The organism is Enorma shizhengliae (assembly GCF_009676995.1).
GTDB classification, from domain to species: domain Bacteria; phylum Actinomycetota; class Coriobacteriia; order Coriobacteriales; family Coriobacteriaceae; genus Enorma; species Enorma massiliensis.
In genome coordinates this window covers 472,391-488,190 of sequence record NZ_VTFZ01000001.1, presented here as the reverse complement: position 1 = coordinate 488,190, position 15,800 = coordinate 472,391, and the positions used below count along the sequence as shown (strand labels likewise).

At 66.9% G+C, this 15,800-nt stretch carries 24 protein-coding genes; 15 read left to right on the top strand and 9 right to left on the bottom strand.

The annotated features are described in order from the left end of the window. The 9 genes from GJE22_RS02005 (at position 1) to GJE22_RS01965 (ending at position 7,097) form a co-directional block, all read left to right on the top strand. Positions 1-1,017, top strand: coding sequence for a hypothetical protein (locus GJE22_RS02005; protein ID WP_144687179.1), 1,017 nt, complete (start codon positions 1-3; stop codon positions 1,015-1,017). Positions 1,018-1,145: 128 nt separating this feature from the next. Beyond that, on the top strand, positions 1,146-1,400 hold the full coding sequence (locus GJE22_RS02000) for a hypothetical protein (RefSeq protein ID WP_235895716.1): 255 nt from the start codon (positions 1,146-1,148) through the stop codon (positions 1,398-1,400). Then, positions 1,401-1,730 (top strand): minor capsid protein, encoded by a 330-nt coding sequence (locus tag GJE22_RS01995; protein ID WP_144687180.1) that lies wholly within the window; start codon positions 1,401-1,403, stop codon positions 1,728-1,730. It abuts the gene before it with no gap. Then, on the top strand, positions 1,730-2,128 hold the full coding sequence (locus tag GJE22_RS01990; protein WP_144687181.1) for a hypothetical protein: 399 nt from the start codon (positions 1,730-1,732) through the stop codon (positions 2,126-2,128). Before GJE22_RS01995 ends, GJE22_RS01990 begins: the two co-directional genes overlap by 1 nt. Continuing rightward, positions 2,118-2,297 carry a hypothetical protein gene (locus GJE22_RS01985; RefSeq protein ID WP_144687182.1) on the top strand — a complete coding sequence of 60 codons (180 nt, stop codon included), beginning with the start codon at positions 2,118-2,120 and terminating at the stop codon, positions 2,295-2,297. The genes GJE22_RS01990 and GJE22_RS01985 overlap by 11 nt, the downstream gene beginning before the upstream one ends. Continuing rightward, positions 2,294-3,010 carry a phage distal tail protein gene (locus GJE22_RS01980; RefSeq protein ID WP_144687183.1) on the top strand — a complete coding sequence of 239 codons (717 nt, stop codon included), beginning with the start codon at positions 2,294-2,296 and terminating at the stop codon, positions 3,008-3,010. The genes GJE22_RS01985 and GJE22_RS01980 overlap by 4 nt, the downstream gene beginning before the upstream one ends. Then, positions 3,011-4,204 (top strand): phage tail spike protein, encoded by a 1,194-nt coding sequence (locus GJE22_RS01975; RefSeq protein ID WP_144687184.1) that lies wholly within the window; start codon positions 3,011-3,013, stop codon positions 4,202-4,204. 1 nt (position 4,205) lies between these two features. Beyond that, positions 4,206-5,714, top strand: coding sequence for a collagen-like domain-containing protein (locus tag GJE22_RS01970; protein ID WP_186297343.1), 1,509 nt, complete (start codon positions 4,206-4,208; stop codon positions 5,712-5,714). After that, positions 5,715-7,097, top strand: coding sequence for a leucine-rich repeat domain-containing protein (locus GJE22_RS01965; RefSeq protein WP_144687185.1), 1,383 nt, complete (start codon positions 5,715-5,717; stop codon positions 7,095-7,097). On the opposite strand, the gene GJE22_RS01960 is transcribed toward GJE22_RS01965, so the two are convergent. After that, positions 7,094-7,450, bottom strand: a complete 357-nt coding sequence (locus GJE22_RS01960) for a hypothetical protein (protein WP_144687186.1) — start codon at positions 7,448-7,450, stop codon at positions 7,094-7,096. The two genes, GJE22_RS01965 and GJE22_RS01960, sit on opposite strands and share 4 nt — an antisense overlap. Positions 7,451-7,609: 159 nt before the next feature. On the opposite strand from GJE22_RS01960, the gene GJE22_RS01955 reads away from it, so the two are divergent. Genes GJE22_RS01955 through GJE22_RS01940 form a run of 4 tightly spaced genes read left to right on the top strand, consistent with a single transcriptional unit; the run spans position 7,610 to position 9,119 of the window. Further along, complete coding sequence (locus tag GJE22_RS01955; RefSeq protein ID WP_144687187.1) at positions 7,610-7,822, top strand: hypothetical protein; 213 nt, start codon at positions 7,610-7,612, stop codon at positions 7,820-7,822. A 2-nt stretch (positions 7,823-7,824) separates the two neighbouring features. After that, positions 7,825-8,049 (top strand): alanine racemase, encoded by a 225-nt coding sequence (locus tag GJE22_RS01950; RefSeq protein ID WP_144687188.1) that lies wholly within the window; start codon positions 7,825-7,827, stop codon positions 8,047-8,049. Continuing rightward, positions 8,042-8,185, top strand: coding sequence for a hypothetical protein (locus tag GJE22_RS01945; RefSeq protein WP_154324055.1), 144 nt, complete (start codon positions 8,042-8,044; stop codon positions 8,183-8,185). Before GJE22_RS01950 ends, GJE22_RS01945 begins: the two co-directional genes overlap by 8 nt. Next, positions 8,175-9,119 carry an N-acetylmuramoyl-L-alanine amidase gene (locus tag GJE22_RS01940; RefSeq protein ID WP_218957875.1) on the top strand — a complete coding sequence of 315 codons (945 nt, stop codon included), beginning with the start codon at positions 8,175-8,177 and terminating at the stop codon, positions 9,117-9,119. The genes GJE22_RS01945 and GJE22_RS01940 overlap by 11 nt, the downstream gene beginning before the upstream one ends. A 164-nt stretch (positions 9,120-9,283) precedes the next feature. Here the strand turns inward: GJE22_RS01940 and GJE22_RS01935 are convergent, their stop codons facing one another. Both GJE22_RS01935 and GJE22_RS10010 read right to left on the bottom strand, forming a co-directional pair. Further along, the gene (locus GJE22_RS01935; protein WP_087186593.1) at positions 9,284-9,580 is read right to left on the bottom strand and encodes a hypothetical protein; all 297 of its coding nucleotides are present in this window, start codon (positions 9,578-9,580) and stop codon (positions 9,284-9,286) included. A 180-nt stretch (positions 9,581-9,760) separates the two neighbouring features. After that, positions 9,761-9,880, bottom strand: a complete 120-nt coding sequence (locus tag GJE22_RS10010) for a helix-turn-helix transcriptional regulator (protein ID WP_268878499.1) — start codon at positions 9,878-9,880, stop codon at positions 9,761-9,763. A 55-nt stretch (positions 9,881-9,935) separates the two neighbouring features. Here GJE22_RS10010 and GJE22_RS01925 point away from each other — a divergent pair, with 55 nt between their 5' ends. Next, on the top strand, positions 9,936-10,364 hold the full coding sequence (locus GJE22_RS01925; RefSeq protein WP_218957872.1) for a flavin reductase family protein: 429 nt from the start codon (positions 9,936-9,938) through the stop codon (positions 10,362-10,364). A 430-nt stretch (positions 10,365-10,794) separates the two neighbouring features. On the opposite strand, the gene GJE22_RS01920 is transcribed toward GJE22_RS01925, so the two are convergent. From GJE22_RS01920 to GJE22_RS01910, 3 genes are all read right to left on the bottom strand, one after another. Then, positions 10,795-11,307 carry a hypothetical protein gene (locus GJE22_RS01920; protein WP_154324054.1) on the bottom strand — a complete coding sequence of 171 codons (513 nt, stop codon included), beginning with the start codon at positions 11,305-11,307 and terminating at the stop codon, positions 10,795-10,797. A 117-nt stretch (positions 11,308-11,424) separates the two neighbouring features. After that, the gene (locus GJE22_RS09950; protein ID WP_218957871.1) at positions 11,425-12,411 is read right to left on the bottom strand and encodes a GNAT family N-acetyltransferase; all 987 of its coding nucleotides are present in this window, start codon (positions 12,409-12,411) and stop codon (positions 11,425-11,427) included. Positions 12,412-12,481: 70 nt separating this feature from the next. After that, complete coding sequence (locus tag GJE22_RS01910; RefSeq protein ID WP_144687191.1) at positions 12,482-13,597, bottom strand: winged helix DNA-binding domain-containing protein; 1,116 nt, start codon at positions 13,595-13,597, stop codon at positions 12,482-12,484. Between the two features lie 87 nt (positions 13,598-13,684). On the opposite strand from GJE22_RS01910, the gene GJE22_RS01905 reads away from it, so the two are divergent. Further along, complete coding sequence (locus tag GJE22_RS01905) at positions 13,685-14,209, top strand: AAA family ATPase (RefSeq protein ID WP_144687192.1); 525 nt, start codon at positions 13,685-13,687, stop codon at positions 14,207-14,209. 57 nt (positions 14,210-14,266) lie between these two features. Here GJE22_RS01905 and GJE22_RS01900 read toward each other — a convergent pair whose 3' ends face one another. The 3 genes from GJE22_RS01900 to GJE22_RS01890 are packed head-to-tail and all read right to left on the bottom strand — an operon-like array spanning position 14,267 to position 15,657. Then, entirely contained in the window at positions 14,267-14,596 is a 330-nt protein-coding gene (locus tag GJE22_RS01900) for a macro domain-containing protein (protein WP_144687193.1), read from the bottom strand. Positions 14,597-14,639: 43 nt separating this feature from the next. Beyond that, positions 14,640-15,218: a GNAT family N-acetyltransferase gene (locus GJE22_RS01895; RefSeq protein ID WP_144687194.1), complete on the bottom strand. Its 579-nt coding sequence runs from the start codon at positions 15,216-15,218 to the stop codon at positions 14,640-14,642. Then, positions 15,211-15,657 (bottom strand): Rrf2 family transcriptional regulator, encoded by a 447-nt coding sequence (locus tag GJE22_RS01890; protein ID WP_144687195.1) that lies wholly within the window; start codon positions 15,655-15,657, stop codon positions 15,211-15,213. The genes GJE22_RS01895 and GJE22_RS01890 overlap by 8 nt, the downstream gene beginning before the upstream one ends. Between the last annotated feature and the right edge of the window lie 143 nt (positions 15,658-15,800).

The following is a 15,800-nucleotide window of genomic DNA, read 5'->3' as shown; positions in this document are numbered from 1 at the left end:
ATGGCAAACAGCATCGCATACACCAAGAACTACACGGCCGTGCTCGACGAGGTCTACAAGCGCGCGGCGTGCTCGACGTGCCTGAACAGCCCGCGCCGCATGGCGCGCGCGGGGCGCAACGCCAAGGAGATCATGGTCCCGAAGATCGAGGTGACGGGGCTCGGCGACTACACCCGAAACGTGGGCTACAAGACCGGGTCGATCACCTACGGGTTCGAGACGAAGACCTTCAACTACGACCGCGGCATCAGGCTGCTCGCCGACGTGATGGACGTGGAGGAGGCCGGGGTCCTCGACTGCTTCGTTGCCGCCGGCTCGGAGCTCCAGCGCACGCAGGTGGCGCCGGAGGCGGACGCCTTCACGTTCTCCGAGATCGCCGGTCACGAGGGCGTGACGCCCGCCGTCGAGGACTTCTCGGACGCAGACGCCGAGGACGTGCTGGCGTCCCTGCGCGCGGCGACGAACGCCATGGACGAGGCGGAGGTGACGACCGGGAGCCGCATCCTCTTCATCACGCCGACGCTGAAGGGCGTGCTGGACGACTTCAGCCTGGCGAACCCGGCGCGCTCGAACCGCGTGCTCGAGCGCTTCAGCCGCATCGTGGAGGTGCCTCAGACGCGCTTCTACAGCGCGATCGCGCTTAACTCCGGAGAGGAGGACCAGTTCGGCTACTCGCGCGCCGAGGGCAGCTACGTGAAGACCGAGGACACGAGCGTCACGCCCGGTAAGACCTACTACACGGAGAGCTCCGGCACCTACACCAAGGTCGCGAGCCCGAGCTCGGGGAGCCTCTCCAACTATTACGAGCTCGTGGGCGCGGGCGCGCCGATCAACTTCATGGTGGTCGAGCGAAGCGCGGTGATCAAGTTCGACAAGCACGTGGCGTCGAGGGTCTTCTCCCCGGACGAGCTGGAGAATTTGGACAGCTACATGATGAAGTACCGCAAGTACGGCATCGTGGAGCTGCTGGACAACAAGCTGGACGGCGTGCACGTCTCCTGCGCGCCGCTGGCGTGAGCGAGGGGCTGACGGGCGCGGCGGGCTGCGGCCCCGCGCCCGTCTCCTATGACTTCTACCTCGACGGCTACGGCGGGGCGCTGGCGGCTGCGGACTTTTCCGAGGTGATGCCGGCGGCGGTGCGCCTGGTGGCCTCCATCACCGGCGCGCGCGGTGTGCGCGATGACTGGGACGCGGAGCAGGCGGATGCCTGGCGGCGCGCGGTGTGCGCCGCAGCCGACGCCTTCGCGGAGTACGGAGAGGGGCGCGTGGGCGGTTTCTCCATCGGGTCCTTCTCGGTGACGAACTACCGCGACGAGGGCACGACGGGCGCCGAGGTGGCGCGGGAGGCCGCGCTCGCGGAGCTGGCTGGGACGGGGCTCTGCTGGAGCGGGGTGAGGTAGATGCGATTCTTGAGGCCGATACCGAGGCGCCTTCTGCCCGACGACATGATCGTGTGGCCGGCGGCGGGCGACGGGACGTACGGGCCGTCCGTGCTGGTGAGGCACGTGCGGTTCGAGCGCACGGAATCTGCCGTGGACGACGCTCACCGCAGCGCTGACGGCGGAGCGGGGCGGATCTTCGTGGACGCGACGAGCTCCGCGGGCGCCTTCGAGGTGCCCGCGGGCTCGCGCGTGCTGGTGGGCGCTGGCCCGAGCTTGCACGTGCGCGGGTGCCGGCGCTGCTGCGTGGTGCGTGGGCACGTGCACCACTGGGAGCTGGAGGTGGGCTGATGGTCTCATGCGGCGACGTGGCAGGCGCGGTGGCGTCGATGCTCTTTGCGCTGGGGTTTGCGGGCGTGTTCTGCGCACCGCCTTCGGCGAGGTGTTGCGCCGAGCCGATCGTGGTGTCCCAGGGGGCTTTTGAGCGCGAAGCGCGGCTGGCGGACGGGTGCGAGCGCGGGCGCGTTGACATTGGCGTGCTGGTGTGCCGCGAGGAGGCCGGGGCCGCTGAGGCTGCTTGCCTGGCTGCCGAGCGGGCTCTGCGCGGCGCTGCGTGGCCGATCGACGTCGACGGGGTGAGGATCTCCTCGGTGGACTCCGATGGGGCCGGGCCGCGCGGACGCGACGGGTCCGGGCGGTGGCTGTGGGGGTTCACCTTGATCTGCACGGTGGTGAGGCATGTTGGATAACGGACATGGGCGCGGGCGCGGGAACCGCAGCCGCGAGGATCTTAAGAAGGGGCCGGCTCGCCGCGATGCGCGGGACGATGGCCGGTACCGCGCCTCCGAGACCGACCGGATGGGTCGCGAGCAGCAGCGGCGCGCCACTGCGTACGGGCGCGCACGGGGGCAGCTGTGAGCGGGTTCTCCTACGCGGGGCGCGACTTCTCCCCGTACGTGCAGGCGGAGCTTGTTGAGCCGGCGGCGCACGTCCTGGAGCCGCGTGCGTTCCCGGTGTCCGGCAGACCCGGCGCGGTGCTTTTGGGCAGCGAGCTGCCGCCGCGCGAGGTGCGGCTGCGGCTGCATCTGGACGCGGGGTCGCAGATGGCAGCGTTCGAGCTGTCGCGCCTGCGGGCGCTGCTGCGCGCGTGGCTCTGCGTGCCCGGCGGCGGGGACCTTGCCGTTCCCGGCGAGGGCTCGCTCACGTGGCGCGGCGCGGTGGTGACGGGAGTCTCGGACTGGGATTCCCTTTTCGAGGGCGGCTCGTGCGCCGTGGATTTCACGTGCTACGACCCGGTGGCGTACGGCGATGCGCGCTCCTGCACGGGGACGGAGCTGGAGGTGCTGGGCACCTGGCCGACGCTTCCCGTGGTGAGGCTGACGGCGACAGCCGGCTCCTCCGTGAAGGTTGCCGACGAGGACGGCCGCTACGTTCTGGTGGAGCGGGATCTCTCCGCCGGGGACGAGGTGGTGATGGACTTCTCGGCCGAGTCCGTGACGGTGGGCGGCGAGGACGCCTCGACCGACGTCGCGGTGGAGAGCGCGTTCTTCTCGCTCTCGCCCGGTGCGCACGTCCTGACGTTCTCGGGGTGCTCGGCGCACGAGGTGGCGTGGACGGAGAGGTGGCTGTAGATGGTTCCGGCGATCTATCTCTTCGACCGCTTCGACGGCCGCCTGGGGATCCTGCCTGCCGTGGCCTCGCTTGCGCACACCGAGGAGCTGGGCGGCGAGGACACGATCGAGTTCGACTGCGGGGCTGCGCCCGAGAAGGGGTCCCGCCTGCTGTGGCGCGACCCCGAGGACGGCGCCTGGCGCGAGCACGTGGTGGTGCGCACCGACGAGCCGGCCGCGGGCCCCGCGCGCGTGTACGCCGAGTCCTCTATAAGCGAGCTCCTTGGCGACTTCATCGAGGAGGAGCGGCTGTCCGCGAAGACCGCCGCCGAGGCCCTCGCCGCCGTGCTGGCGCACACGCGCTGGGTTGCGGGCGACGTGGGCGTCGGCGACGCTGCACACGGGTGCCTCCTCTACCACGTGAACGCGCTCGCGGCGCTCCGGCGCGTCGAGGAGGTCTGGGGCGGCGAGCTCTTGTGCTCGATAGCCGTGGAAGACGGGCGTGTCGCCGGGCGCACGGTGTCGCTGCCCGCGCGGCGCGGGCGCTGGCGCGGGGCGCGGCTCACGCGCGGCAAGGGGCTCGTCTCCTGCACGCGCACGGTGCTGGAGGACGAGGTGTTCACGGCGCTCTATGGATTTGGGCGCGGGCTGCCGGTCCTGGACGAGAGCGGCGAGCATACCGGCGGATACACCAGGCGGCTGACCTTCGGCGCCGTGAACAACGGCGTGAACTGGGTGGGAAGCGACGAGGCGCGCCTTGCGTGGGGGCGCCCCGACGGCGCCGGGGGCCGGGCGCACCGGTTCGGCAGCGTGGTGTTCGCTGACTGCGAGGATGCCGACGAGTTGAAGGCGCTCACCGAGACGGAGCTTGCGCGGGCGTGCCGTCCGCGCGTGGCTTACGAGGCCGAGGCGGCTCGGGTCTGCGGCTGCGGCTTCGTGGGGTTGGGCGACGATGTGGCGGTGTGCGACGACGCGCGGGTGCCGCCGTGGCGGTTCACGGCGCGCTGCGTGCGGCGCGTGAGGGAGTTCGGTGCGGGCGGGATCGTGCGCCGGCTCTCGCTGGGGACCGTGGAGCGCACGACGTGGTCGGCGTCCGCCGACGTGGCGGCGCGCGTGGCCACGGTCGAGGAGACGGCTTCCGCCGCCGGCGAGGCGGCCGCCGCGGCCGCCGGTGCGGTCTCATCCCTGGAGGATCTGAGCGAGATGGAGTTCTGACATGGCTGACGAGGAGACGTTTGCGCTTGCGGGCGACGGGCTGTACGAGGTGACGTGGGACGGGGCCGACGCCCCGCTGCGAGTTCCGCTTCTTGCCTCGCCCGCAGACGCGCGGGGGCGCGGCATGGACCTTTCCGTGGTGCGCGGCGGCGAGGCGGTCGACCTCACGGGCGCGACGGCCTACCTGCTGTGGCGCCACCGCGAGGCGCGGGCGCGCGGGTGCGAGCCGTTCGAGGCCGTCGACGCCGAGCACGGCCGGTTCCGTGTGTTCTGGCCCGCCTCGATGGCGTGCGCGGAGGGCACGGTCGACGCGCAGGTGGTGGTCTGCGGCGGAGACGAGGCGATCTCGTCCGCGCCGTTCGCCGTGCGCGTTTCCGCTGCGCTTGCCAGCGTCGAGGGCTCGGGCGGAGACGGGTACTCGATGTTTCTGGAAGCGATCCGGAAGTTCGAGGAGGCCGACGAGCTGATCGACGCCGCCGTCGAGAAGGCGCAGCAGGCGGCTTCGGCCGCCGAGGGGGCGTCCGCCGCGATCGCTGCGGCGACGGCCGCGGCCGCGGCGGCGACCGAGGCGAAGGACGACCTGCTCGCGGCGGCGGAGCGCGGCGACTTCGACGGCGACCCGGGCGCCGCGGGCGCCGACGGGCAGGACGGTGCCGACGGCCAGGACGGCGTGAGCCCGACGGCGAAGGTGGAGCAGACCGAGACCGGAGCGCTCATCACCGTGACGGACGCTTCCGGCACCACGACCGCGACGCTCGCGCACGGGCAGAAGGGCGACGCGCTCACGTTCGACGACCTCACCGAGGAGCAGGTCGCGGCGCTGCGCGGCGAGAAGGGCGATACGGGCGACGCGTTCGAGTACTCCGACTTCACGCCCGAGCAGCTGGAGGCCCTGCGCGGGCCGGCCGGGGCGGACGGGGCCGACGGTGCGGACGGCATCAGCCCGCAGGTGTTCTTCGTCAGCTATCCCGAGGATGAGGGCATCAAGATCCAGATCTGGGACTATCAGCACGCGGAGGCGCGCGTGATCAGGCACGGCACGAGCTGCACCCACTCGTGGGACGGCACGGTGCTCACCGTGACGAGCGCGAGCGGGACGAGCTCGGCAGACCTCGCGGGACCGAAGGGCGACAAGGGCGACCCCGGCGACGCGTTCGAGTACTCGGACTTCACGGCGGAGCAGCTGGAGGCGCTGCGCGGGCCGGCGGGTGCCGACGGCGCAGACGGCGCGAACGGGGCCGATGCCGACATCGTGGGGGCGACCGCCACGGTGGACGGGTCCACGGGGACGCCCGCGGTCACCGTGACGATGGGCGGTGCGCCGGGGGCGCGGACGTTCGCGTTTGCCTTCTCGGGCCTCAAGGGCGAGGCCGGAGAGCCCGGGCCGCAGGGAGAGCCGGGCGCGGACGGGGCGCCGGGCAGCGCGCCCGACCTTTCCGCGTACGCGACGAAGGCCTATGTGGACCAGGCGATCGAGGACCTGGACGATCTTTCCGAGATGGAGTTCTAGATGGCTGTGGGAACGGTTTCCAAGGCGCTTCTGACCGAGATCGCCAACGCGATCCGCGAGCAGAACGGGCAGCAAGTGCACTACATGCCGCTGGAGATGAGCTCGCGGGTGCTGGAGATGGACGGGACGCGCGAGGGCGCGGGGCTCGTCGCCGCGCCTGAAGCGGGCACCGGGATCCTCTCCGAGGTCGTGTTCGAGCTTCTTGCCGACGCGATCCGCACGCAGAACGGGTCGACGACGACCTACACCCCCGCCGAGATGCCGGCGGCGATCCGCGCGCTCACATGGGACACGGGGGTCAAGATGCGTGCGCTGTTGCTCTCTGACGGGACGCTCGAGCTGAACTACCGCGACGGTCGGTCCTCCGACGTGGAGGGGGCGGTGATCCTGGAGGGATGGGAGATCCCGGCCGAGGGCTTCTCGTCCTCGAGCGACATCCCCTGGCGCACGCGGCGCAGCGAGGTGCTGCGGGCGCTGATAGACTCGGACTTCGCGGGCGGCGGCCTGACCAACGCGTCGCACCTGTTCCAAAGCCTGCAGCAGATGACCGAGGTGCGGGGGTTCGAGGCGCTCGAGGGCGCGCTGAGCTTCGATCAGGTGTTCTCGAGCTGCCCTTCGCTGGAGAGCGTGTACGCGGCCAGATGGGAGCCTGCCGGCGAGCAGACGGGCAGCCTTGGCCTCTACGGGTGCAACCGCCTGGTGGGCGGGATGGGCTATTCGCCCGACTACGGCGAGGACATCGACGGGCACCTGGGGTTCGGCGAGGACGGCATCCTGACGGATCCCGCGGCCGACGCGCGCGAATGGGTGGCGTGCCACCTGTACGCCGACGGCGAGCTCGTGCTGACGCTGGATCCCGAGCCCGAGGAGGGACGCGAGGTCGCGCTGAGCTCGCGGATGTGCGCGACGGCGCGCTACCGGGCGATTGGGTCGCGCGCCTGGGACGATGCCGGGGTGGACGTGCTGAAGGCGACGTTCTCCGAGGACCTGTCGGGACTTACGTACGCGAACCTGTCGTACTGGTTCTACACCGACGGGGAGATGACCGAGGTCGCCGGGCTCTCCAACCTGCCGGAGGTCCGGGAGATGCGCTACGCGTTCTCGAACTGCGACGGGCTCACCGAGCTCGACCTGTCTGGGTTTCCTACCGAGGGGCTCACGGACCTGTTCTACTGCTTCTCGGGCTGCTCGAACCTGGCGACAATCTGGGTGGATGCGGACTGGTCGCTGCCCGCGGGGTGCGAGGGGTCCGGCATGTTCTACGGCTGCGAGGCGCTGGTGGGCGGCGCGGGGACGGCGTACGACAGCGGAGGCAGGGACGAGGGTTACTGCCGGATCGACGACCCGCCGGTGGCTCCGGGGTATCTGACTGTGAAGGGCTAGGCTCTGCTGTTCAGCGCCTTCCTGACCTTCTCGTAGAGCTTTTCTCCGCTGAGGCCCCAGGGCTTGTCTATGGTCCTGAGCGCCTCAGCTACCTCATCGGAGCACGCATAGTCCTGTGCGTCTTCGAAGTCCCAGCCCATGTATTCGGCAAGGTATGCAGATAGCTCGCGCATCGGATAACCCTCCGTACGCTCACGCGCAAGATACATGCGCGCATCCATCAAAGAGAGATCCCAATGCTTCTGCAGCAGACCGATGATTTTCTTCTCGTCTGCTATTCCCTCATTCAGCGCAGCGACTGCCCGGGCGAGGGATTCGTCGTATCCATTTTGATATTCGATGCTCTGGTACATCTGCCGCCCCCTCTTATCGCCTACATGCTCTTGTGAACTCCTTTGTGAAGAAACAGAACGCAACATTACGCCCATTTTACCAGCTAGATGGGCATTTTGTGACTGCGCATGACACTTCTCCCAGAGGGCGGGGCGTTCCCGTCCGGGGAGGAGGCGCGCATGGAGTCGGTGATCGCGGCGCTCGTGACGGGGGTGCTCACCCTCGCGGGGGTGCTCGTGTCCAACTCGCGCAGCCGCGCGGTCATGGAGGTCAAGATCGACAACCTGACGAGGCAGGTCGAGAGGCACAACTGCCTCATCGAGCGCACCTACGCCCTGGAGCAGGACGTCGCCGTCGTGAAGGCGGAGATCGAGAACATGCGGAAGGGGTAGGTATGGAGGCTTTCCTGACATCCAACGAGTGGCCGTGGCGCCTGGCGAGGACGATCGCGCAGGGCGTGCTCGGCGTGGCGGTGGCCAACGTGGACATGCTCGTTGGCTGCGCGGTGCTGGAGCCCGAGTGGCGCGCCGTGGTGGTGGCGCTCGTGATGGCCGTGCTCACGCCGGTGATGGCGGAGCTCGGCGCGGCGCTGCCGTCGGGCGGTGGTTCCGATGAGTGACGGGCGCGAGTTCGCGAGCGAGGAGGAGCGCTGGGAGGCGCTGCGCGGCGAGGGCGTCGAGGCGGCCGCGCCCGACGGCTGGGAGCCCGACGAGGGCGAGGACGGCGGCTTCGAGGAGGCGCCCGATGGCGTATAGCATCCTCTTCAAGCAGTGCGGATCGGACCACATGACGCGCGGGCGCTCGCGCGCGATCGACCGCATCGTGGTGCACTTCACCGCCACCCTAGCGTCGGCGCGCAACAACGCGACGTACTTCTCGCGGAACGAGGGCCAGGGCGCGAGCGCGCACTACTTCGTCGACGACATCACGCCGGAGATCTACCAGAGCGTGGCCGAGGGCGATACCGCCTGGCACGCCGGCGACTGGCAGATGAACTGCCGTGCGATCGGCATCGAGGTCGTGTCGGCCGGCGAGGACTTCAGCGCGACCGAGGTCGAGAAGCTGGGCTGGCTCGTGAGGAAGCTCATGGCCAAGTACGGCATCGGCGCCTCCGGGGTCATCCGCCACTACGACGTGACGGGCAAGCTCTGCCCCGCGCCCTACGTGGCCGCGTCCAAGTGGGCGGCGCTGAAGGCCGCGATCACGGATGGGGCGGCGTCCGGCGGGACGACTTCCGCCGCGCCCGGTGGCACGGTCTCTGAGCTCGCGCGGCGCGTCATCGCCGGCGAGTTCGGCAACGGGGACGCGCGGCGCGCAGCCCTGGGGAGCCGCTACCCGGAGGTGCAGGCGGAGGTGAACCGCATCCTGGGCGGGGGCTCCTCGTCTGTTCCCGCGCAGCCCGCCGCCCCCGACATCGAGGCGCTGGCCCAGGCGGTGATCAGGGGCGACTACGGCAACGGGGACGATCGGCGCGCGGCGCTCGGTGCGAGCTACGACGCGGTGCAGGCTAGGGTCAACGAGATCCTGGGCGCCGGCGGCGGTTCTTCTGGCGGCTCGGGCGGTGCGGACATCGAAGCGCTAGCGCGGGCGGTCATACGCGGCGAGTACGGCAACGGCGAGGAGCGTAGGTCGCGCCTGGGGTCGCTGTACGACGCGGTGCAGGCGCGCGTGAACGAGATCCTACTTTGACGGTAGGCCAGGGCCCGGCGCACGGCTTTTCAACGTTTTCCATGCGCCGGAGGGCCCTGCTATAGCCCGCAGGCGTGTGGAAAAAGTTGGAAAGCCCCGGGCCCCTTGCTTTGGGATCGACATGGTGCGGCCCCGCATCTCTTGGGATGCGGGGCCGCCTTGTCTTAGATGGTTATGCCTTCGCGGCGCCTGGGGCCTGCTACGAGCATTCGGTACCACCAGCCGCGGTCTCTCGGGCCCGCCTCGGCGAGCGTGTCTATCAGGCGAGTTTGGGTCACCTCGTCGAGGCGAGCGAAGTCGTCGCGCATCGCGTTCTCGATTGCTGCGGACGCCTCGATCATGTTGCGCGGGATCCTTTGCTTCTCCTCTAGGGTGAAGCTCTGTGGGGAAATCTCGACCAGTTCTGCCATGAAGTAGGCGCGGTCCTCTTCGGCGGTGAGGGCGTTCCAGTCGGTTGCCATTTGGAATCTCCTTTTTCTTCTGGAACCGTCTTTCTGGGACTTCTGGGTGGTACGAATTCCGGTACGAAGGAGCCTGGAAGGAGCGTTTCGCAACGTTTTCTTGCGTTGTGCGCATCAGTCCGAAAAACGGTATTCTACCTGCGGGAATGATGCGTTTTGTTGCGAAGCGCTCCTTGGTGCTTATACCCCCTCAGTCCCCCAATTGCTTACCGTCTGCCGCGTTACCCCGATGGTTGCGGCGACCTCCTGCTGGCTCATTCCCGCGCGCCGCCGCAATAGCGCCAGTTTGTCGTGAATCATGGCTCTCCCCTGCCCGAGCTTGCCTGTTCCCCTATTGTCGCTAATGGCGCGGGCCTTGCCTAGCAAATCGCCTTGGCGCATGCGCAAATCGAGTTGGCGCAGTGCATTCACGCTGAGCATCGCGGACGTGGCCCATCTGGACGAAAGCGACTACTTTGGCATCGCGAGCGGAAACAAGGTGGCAGACAAGTTTGAGCGCACGGGCATGACCGCGACGAAGAGCAAGCGCGTCGACGCTCCCGTGGTCGACCAGTATCCCATCACGCTCGAATGCAGCGTGGTCGAAATGCAGGAGCAACCCTACGGCCTGCGCGTGCTGGGCAAAATCGAAAATGCGCTGGCCGACGAGGCAGTGCTCGACGAAGAGGGTAAAGTCGACCCTGCAAAACTCGGCGCATTCGCCTTTGACCAGTTCCAGAGCGGATATTACGCCCTGAGCGAGAAGGTTGGCCAGGCCTGGGACAGCGGCAAGCGGCTCGTGTAGGAAGCTATGCCGGCGAGGCGCTGCCATTGCTAGGACGTACATCACGAGGACGTATTGCGTCGCCCTGATGCGCTTTTTCGCAGCAGGCCCCATTTTTCTGGCAGTTATTTCAGATATGCGCGATTGACTTGCGTAGCTGTCGCTGTAAAACACCGAGACACCCACAGAACGATGATAAAACCGCAGGAAAGCGGCACTCGAAACTGACAGCTTGGTCCATTCTTGCGCCTTTGCGCCACTTCACACGCCCGTCAATCGCGCATATCTGAAATAACTGCCAGAAAGAGCCCGAGCATCGAGAAAAAACATTGGCTTTGTCGCAACGCATCGTTGATTTCCAGCGTCTTCCCATGCGAAGGAGCGAGAATCACGGCGCGTTCTTTTGACCTATCGTGCGCATTGTGACAGCAAAACTTCGCACAACCATGCCCTATGCGTTCTTTGGCGCTTTGCCGCCGGCCGAAGCTCCTGCATCCCGTTCGCGACGCTTGCGCGCGACCGCATCTCCGACCGCCTTGCCGCCGGCAGCCGCAAGCTTGCCTCCTGCCTTCGCTGCCGCCGCGATTCCTTTGCCCGCAACTCGGACTGCCTTTTCTGCCACTACGGGCGCTTCCCGCGCCGCTGTCTTCGCGATATTTCCCGCCTCTTTTTTGGCGGCGCTGCCAAGCTTTTCTGCAGCAGCATCAAGCTTGCGCTCCACCTTGGTCGGCTTTCGGCCTGAATAGGTGCGCTGCCCCTTGCTCGCCAGCGCCGCCCCGCAAGCAATGACCGCCACGCCGGGACCAGGCAGCACGCACAGCGGGACACCAATGGCTGCCACTGCAGCGCCTGCAATCATTTGAGAGATTCCCTTTGCTTTCTCTCGCTTCGGCTGCTGGGTACGCCCTGTTCTTGTTTGCGGATTCGTTGCCTCGTTACCCTCGGGCATGCCTTTGGTCTGCACGGAAACTCCTTTTGCGTTCGTACCTTAGCAGCGCTTTTTCCCGAAGGCATGCAGGCTATACACCGCTTGCACTCAACCACGAACAAAGCGCCCCGTTAGCCGAGCGCCTCGCAAGCCTCACGCATCCGCCCGCTTCATATAAAGCAGCGGAAACGGATCACCTTGCGTATCGGTATCCGTTCTTCGATAAGTCACGAAGCCCATATGCTCGTAAAACCCTATGGCCTGCGGATTTTGCTCGTTGACCGAGAGCTCCGTGACACCGAGAAGCTCTGTTGTGCGCTCAAGCAGCAGCCGACCGACGCCCGAACCCCGTGCATCGTCCGCAACGAAGAGCATCTCGAGAAACGCGCCGTCGGTTCCTGCAAATCCCACCGGCGCACCACCCCGGCGCGCCACAAGCAGATGAGGAACCTCCGCTATGGCCTGCGGAACCATGCCACGCAAGCGCTGAATGTCTGCCTCGGCCAGAAAGGCGTGCGTTGCGCGGACAGACCCTTCCCATATGTCGAGCAACCGGGCGACGAGCTCGCTCGACGGACGCTGTTCCTCCCCAACGGTTATACCCTGGCGCTCGAGCGCAAGCAGCGCCCGCTTGCGCCAGAGGCCGCCGGCATATCCTGTGAGCGAGCCATCCGCCCCCGTCACGCGATGACACGGCACGATGAGCGAGACGGGATTCCTGCCCACCGCCGCGCCAACCGCGCGGGCAGAAGTTGGCGTACCGCGACGCTCGCCAATGCTCTGGGCAAGTTTGCCGTACGTTGTCGTCTCGCCATACGGGATACGCTGCAATGCCTCCCAGACCATTCGTTGGAACGGCGTACCAAGGAGTTCAAGCCGAAGCAACTCGCCAGCCGGCGACCTCAGCCCCGGACCAGCGGGCGCGCCCGCGCACACCTTCGGCACTTCACCTGCAAAATATGACTCGAGCCATGCTTGCGCGAATTCGAAAACCGGCAACTCTGGAGCATCCGCCGCATCGGCTGGCAAACCCGCACCGCAATACGCCTGCCCCACAAACCACAAACCCGTGAGCGCCGCGCCGTCGCTTGCCAAGAGTATGTCGCCCAGCGGCGACGGGCACACCGTCTTGAACTGCATATACGCCTCCCTTGTCGCCTTCAGTCTACCTCGATAGATAGATCGGCACTCCGAACAAGCGCCGCGGCCGTTAGCCCTCAGATGAGCCGCGAAGCGCACTGGGCAGCGTCTCGAGGTTGAAGGGCTTTGGCGCGGGAAGGTCCGCCTCTGTTTGAAAGCCCACCCCGATGCGCCTTCTCGCAAAAAGCCTGCGCCCACGCGCAGCGATTGCATCGCGCGCCGTTTGAGAAAGCGGGCGGAATTCCGTGATGGACAGGCGCTTGCCCATAAGCTTCCAGCGCGCGCAGGCGCGGCCGCGATAGAGCACGATGGGGAAGACGATGCCCGCCCTGTTGGTGATGTGGGGCAGGTCATCGGTGCGAGCAAACCGGGATCGGTTGCGGTATCCCAGCACGAGCTGGTCAAAGCCCGCCAAGTACACGCATCCGGGCACGCGCGCCTCGGGGTCGAGGTCTCCAAGATAGAAGAGCTCGATGCCGTCGCATATCACCCTGCGCAGCGGCAATCCGGCGCGGCGCACGAGCTCCGCCACCTCGCTCGAGGGATACCCAAGAAACGCCGCGCAGTCCGCTATGGTCGCCGGGCCGAAATGCTCGAAGTATCGACGGACGAACATCGTTCGCGCCTCGTCTCGAGGCATCCATACGGGCTCCTCGGGAGGGAGTGTGAAGCGCTTGGACGTGCCCGCCTCATACACGAGCATGCCGCGGTCGCACATCTCCTTAAGCAAGCCGCCCCATCCGTTGAAGATGCGCGGCACGAGCTCCGGGGCCATACCGGCAGCCACGCAGGCCCGCTTGAGTTCCTCGCGCTCGCCCATGCCTGCAGCAGCTCGCTCGCGGATAACATCGGCCCAGCGTTCGACCTCATCCAGCGGGATACCCCAGCCATACCATGCCTCGGTAAGCGAGCCCGTATTGCCGCGCGCCGAGAGGTGCAAGCCAAGCTCGCTCGCCGGCACCACATGGATGGTGCCGCGATGCGACCAGATCTTGACAAGCCCCCGGTCCCAGCCGTCCTCGGTGTAGTCTTGCGCCCGAATGCGCAACGCCTCGCGCGGACCGGTGGCAAACTGGGCCTGTAGGCCGCAGAGGTCCGACACGACCTGGAGCCGGGCGGCGCGCTGCAGCACATGGTGCCGAGCTAAGGACTGCGCGAGCAGCTCTTTCTTGGTAAGGCTCGTCATGGGCGCCTCCTCACACGTAAGATATGGCAAGCTTATAGCAGAAGCAGCATGCCGCAATCTGCGAAGGCTCCACTCGGGAGGAAGCACATGAAGACCTTGTATCTCATCGGCGGCACCATGGGGGTGGGCAAATCGACGGTCGCCCAGCACCTGCTCGACACGCTCCCCGCCGCCGTGATGCTCGATGGCGATTGGTGCTGGAGCGCAGACCCCTTCATCGTGACGGACGAAACGCGCGCGATGGTGCTCGACAATATCTGCCACATGCTCAGCAACTTTTTGCGTTGCAGTGCCTATGAGAACGTTGTGTTCTGTTGGGTGATGCACGAGCAAGCGATTATCGATGCGATACGCACGAACCTTCCTCTTGCGGAAACCGGCTGCCGTGCCGTGAACATATCGCTCACCTGCTCGGAAGCAGCATTGCGCGAACGGCTGGCGCGCGACGTTTCCGCTGGCAAGCGCACAGACGACGTTATCGCACGAAGCGTTGCGCGCCTGCCGCTTTACTCTACCCTAGACAGCACGCTTATCGATACCACCGCGCTCACACCAGAAGAGGTTGCAGAGAGAGTCCTCTCAATCAGCCCCCTGCTTGATAACGGCGCTTAGGTACTTGCCGGGAGATTGACCGGGAATTCCAGCGAGAAGCTGGCAGGCTCAAATCTGCTACGCGCTGAGCAGGCGCCGGTAGATCGCAGCGTCCTCGTCGAGGAACACGTTGAAGATAACGCGCAGACAAGCACTTGGATGCGCGCCGAGCCACGCGCGAACGGTTCGCACGGCGATATGCGCCGCTCCATCGCGCGGGAAACCGAACACGCCCGTGCTTATGCAACAGAATGCAATGCTGCCGAGCCCCTCGCCCGCCGCCGCATCCAGGCAGGCCGTGTAGCACCGGGCAAGCTCGTCGCGGTGCCGGTCGCTCGGCCGCCCTCCCGCAATGGGACCGACCGTATGAATCACGCGCCGCGCGGGCAAGTTGTACGCATGCGTCACCTTGTTTACTTACATCGAATCACACGAGGCTCCGCCACTCGCCTTAGCAAGCAGCCGCCCATGCGTCGCGCGACAAGCACATGCCGTGCTCCACGCGCCGCTCGCCGAGCAAGGGCACGTCGCATTCCGCGCTGCGTTGGTACGCCATGCCCAAGCGTTCCATCACCCGGCGGGAGCGCTCATTCCCCTCGTAATAGCAGGCCCATATTGCCGAAAGCCCCAACTCGGCAAAGCCGTATCGAATAAGCTCGTGGGACGCCTCCGTAGCAAGTCCCTTGCCCCAGAAAGGCACGCCAAGCCAATAACCCAGCTCGGCCTCCCCCTCGCCTGCAGCGTTCGACGCCTCCGCCGGCGTGAGGCCAACGCAGCCAACCAGCGCGCCGCTATCTTCAAGAAACGCGGCGAAGCAATGGGGCGCGGACAGCACGTCTCGAATCACCTGCCGGCTCTCGTCAACGCTCGTATGCGGCGCCCAGCCCGCCGGCGGCCCCACCCGCGAATCGCGCGCAAGCTCGAAGAGGGCGGGCGCGTCATCGACGTTCCAAGGACGCAGCAGCAGGCGCTCACTGCGCAAGACCGTGCAATCATCGCAAGACGAGGCACTTGGTGCGGGGCTAGGCACGAGAGCCCTCCTTTGCAAGCTGAAGTTCGACCTCCGCGTCTAGATCGGCGATCGTCGTCTCGCTCAGCCGCTGTTCGAGCGCATGCTGCGCCGCAGCAACCTCGCTATCGAGGACCGCATGCACGTTGCGCCCCACCGGGCACTCCGGATTGGGATTGGCATGGAAGCTGAACAGGTCGCCCTGCACGCAATCGACCGCCCGGTACACGTCGAGCAAGGTGATGCGCTCCGCAGGGCGCGCAAGCGTGGCGCCGCCCACACCCGCCTCGACCAGCACGATGCCCGCTTCCTTGAGCTGCCCGAGCGTCCTTCGAATGACGACCGGATTCACGTTTACGCTCCCCGCGATGAACGCCGAGGTCATTTTCTGCGAGCCCGAGAACCGCGCGATGCACAGCAAGGTGTGCACCGCGATAGTAAAGCGAGAAGAGATCTGCATGCCCGTACCTCCGAATACTGCGAGAAGCTTTGGCGCCGCCGCGGCGCGTCGCGTTGTATACATCAAGTGTACAACACACGGAGCGGTGGTCCGGCGCGGGACGGCTATTTGGAGCGGGGCACGCAATTCAGAGGCCACCCGCC

What these genes read in the sequence shown, in the direction of transcription:
- GJE22_RS01975 (WP_144687184.1), top strand. Translation starts at nt 3,011, where the DNA reads ATGGTTCCGGCGATCTATCTCTTCGACCGCTTCGACGGCCGCCTGGGG.
- GJE22_RS01910 (WP_144687191.1), bottom strand. Translation starts at nt 13,597, where the DNA reads ATGACGAGCCTTACCAAGAAAGAGCTGCTCGCGCAGTCCTTAGCTCGG.
- GJE22_RS01935 (WP_087186593.1), bottom strand. Translation starts at nt 9,580, where the DNA reads ATGGCAACCGACTGGAACGCCCTCACCGCCGAAGAGGACCGCGCCTAC.
- GJE22_RS01990 (WP_144687181.1), top strand. Translation starts at nt 1,730, where the DNA reads ATGGTCTCATGCGGCGACGTGGCAGGCGCGGTGGCGTCGATGCTCTTT.
- GJE22_RS01950 (WP_144687188.1), top strand. Translation starts at nt 7,825, where the DNA reads ATGGAGGCTTTCCTGACATCCAACGAGTGGCCGTGGCGCCTGGCGAGG.
- GJE22_RS10010 (WP_268878499.1), bottom strand. Translation starts at nt 9,880, where the DNA reads ATGATTCACGACAAACTGGCGCTATTGCGGCGGCGCGCGGGAATGAGC.
- GJE22_RS01905 (WP_144687192.1), top strand. Translation starts at nt 13,685, where the DNA reads ATGAAGACCTTGTATCTCATCGGCGGCACCATGGGGGTGGGCAAATCG.
- GJE22_RS01970 (WP_186297343.1), top strand. Translation starts at nt 4,206, where the DNA reads ATGGCTGACGAGGAGACGTTTGCGCTTGCGGGCGACGGGCTGTACGAG.
- GJE22_RS01955 (WP_144687187.1), top strand. Translation starts at nt 7,610, where the DNA reads ATGGAGTCGGTGATCGCGGCGCTCGTGACGGGGGTGCTCACCCTCGCG.
- GJE22_RS09950 (WP_218957871.1), bottom strand. Translation starts at nt 12,411, where the DNA reads ATGCAGTTCAAGACGGTGTGCCCGTCGCCGCTGGGCGACATACTCTTG.
- GJE22_RS01985 (WP_144687182.1), top strand. Translation starts at nt 2,118, where the DNA reads ATGTTGGATAACGGACATGGGCGCGGGCGCGGGAACCGCAGCCGCGAG.
- GJE22_RS01995 (WP_144687180.1), top strand. Translation starts at nt 1,401, where the DNA reads ATGCGATTCTTGAGGCCGATACCGAGGCGCCTTCTGCCCGACGACATG.
- GJE22_RS01960 (WP_144687186.1), bottom strand. Translation starts at nt 7,450, where the DNA reads ATGTACCAGAGCATCGAATATCAAAATGGATACGACGAATCCCTCGCC.
- GJE22_RS02005 (WP_144687179.1), top strand. Translation starts at nt 1, where the DNA reads ATGGCAAACAGCATCGCATACACCAAGAACTACACGGCCGTGCTCGAC.
- GJE22_RS01945 (WP_154324055.1), top strand. Translation starts at nt 8,042, where the DNA reads ATGAGTGACGGGCGCGAGTTCGCGAGCGAGGAGGAGCGCTGGGAGGCG.
- GJE22_RS01940 (WP_218957875.1), top strand. Translation starts at nt 8,175, where the DNA reads ATGGCGTATAGCATCCTCTTCAAGCAGTGCGGATCGGACCACATGACG.
- GJE22_RS01890 (WP_144687195.1), bottom strand. Translation starts at nt 15,657, where the DNA reads ATGCAGATCTCTTCTCGCTTTACTATCGCGGTGCACACCTTGCTGTGC.
- GJE22_RS01965 (WP_144687185.1), top strand. Translation starts at nt 5,715, where the DNA reads ATGGCTGTGGGAACGGTTTCCAAGGCGCTTCTGACCGAGATCGCCAAC.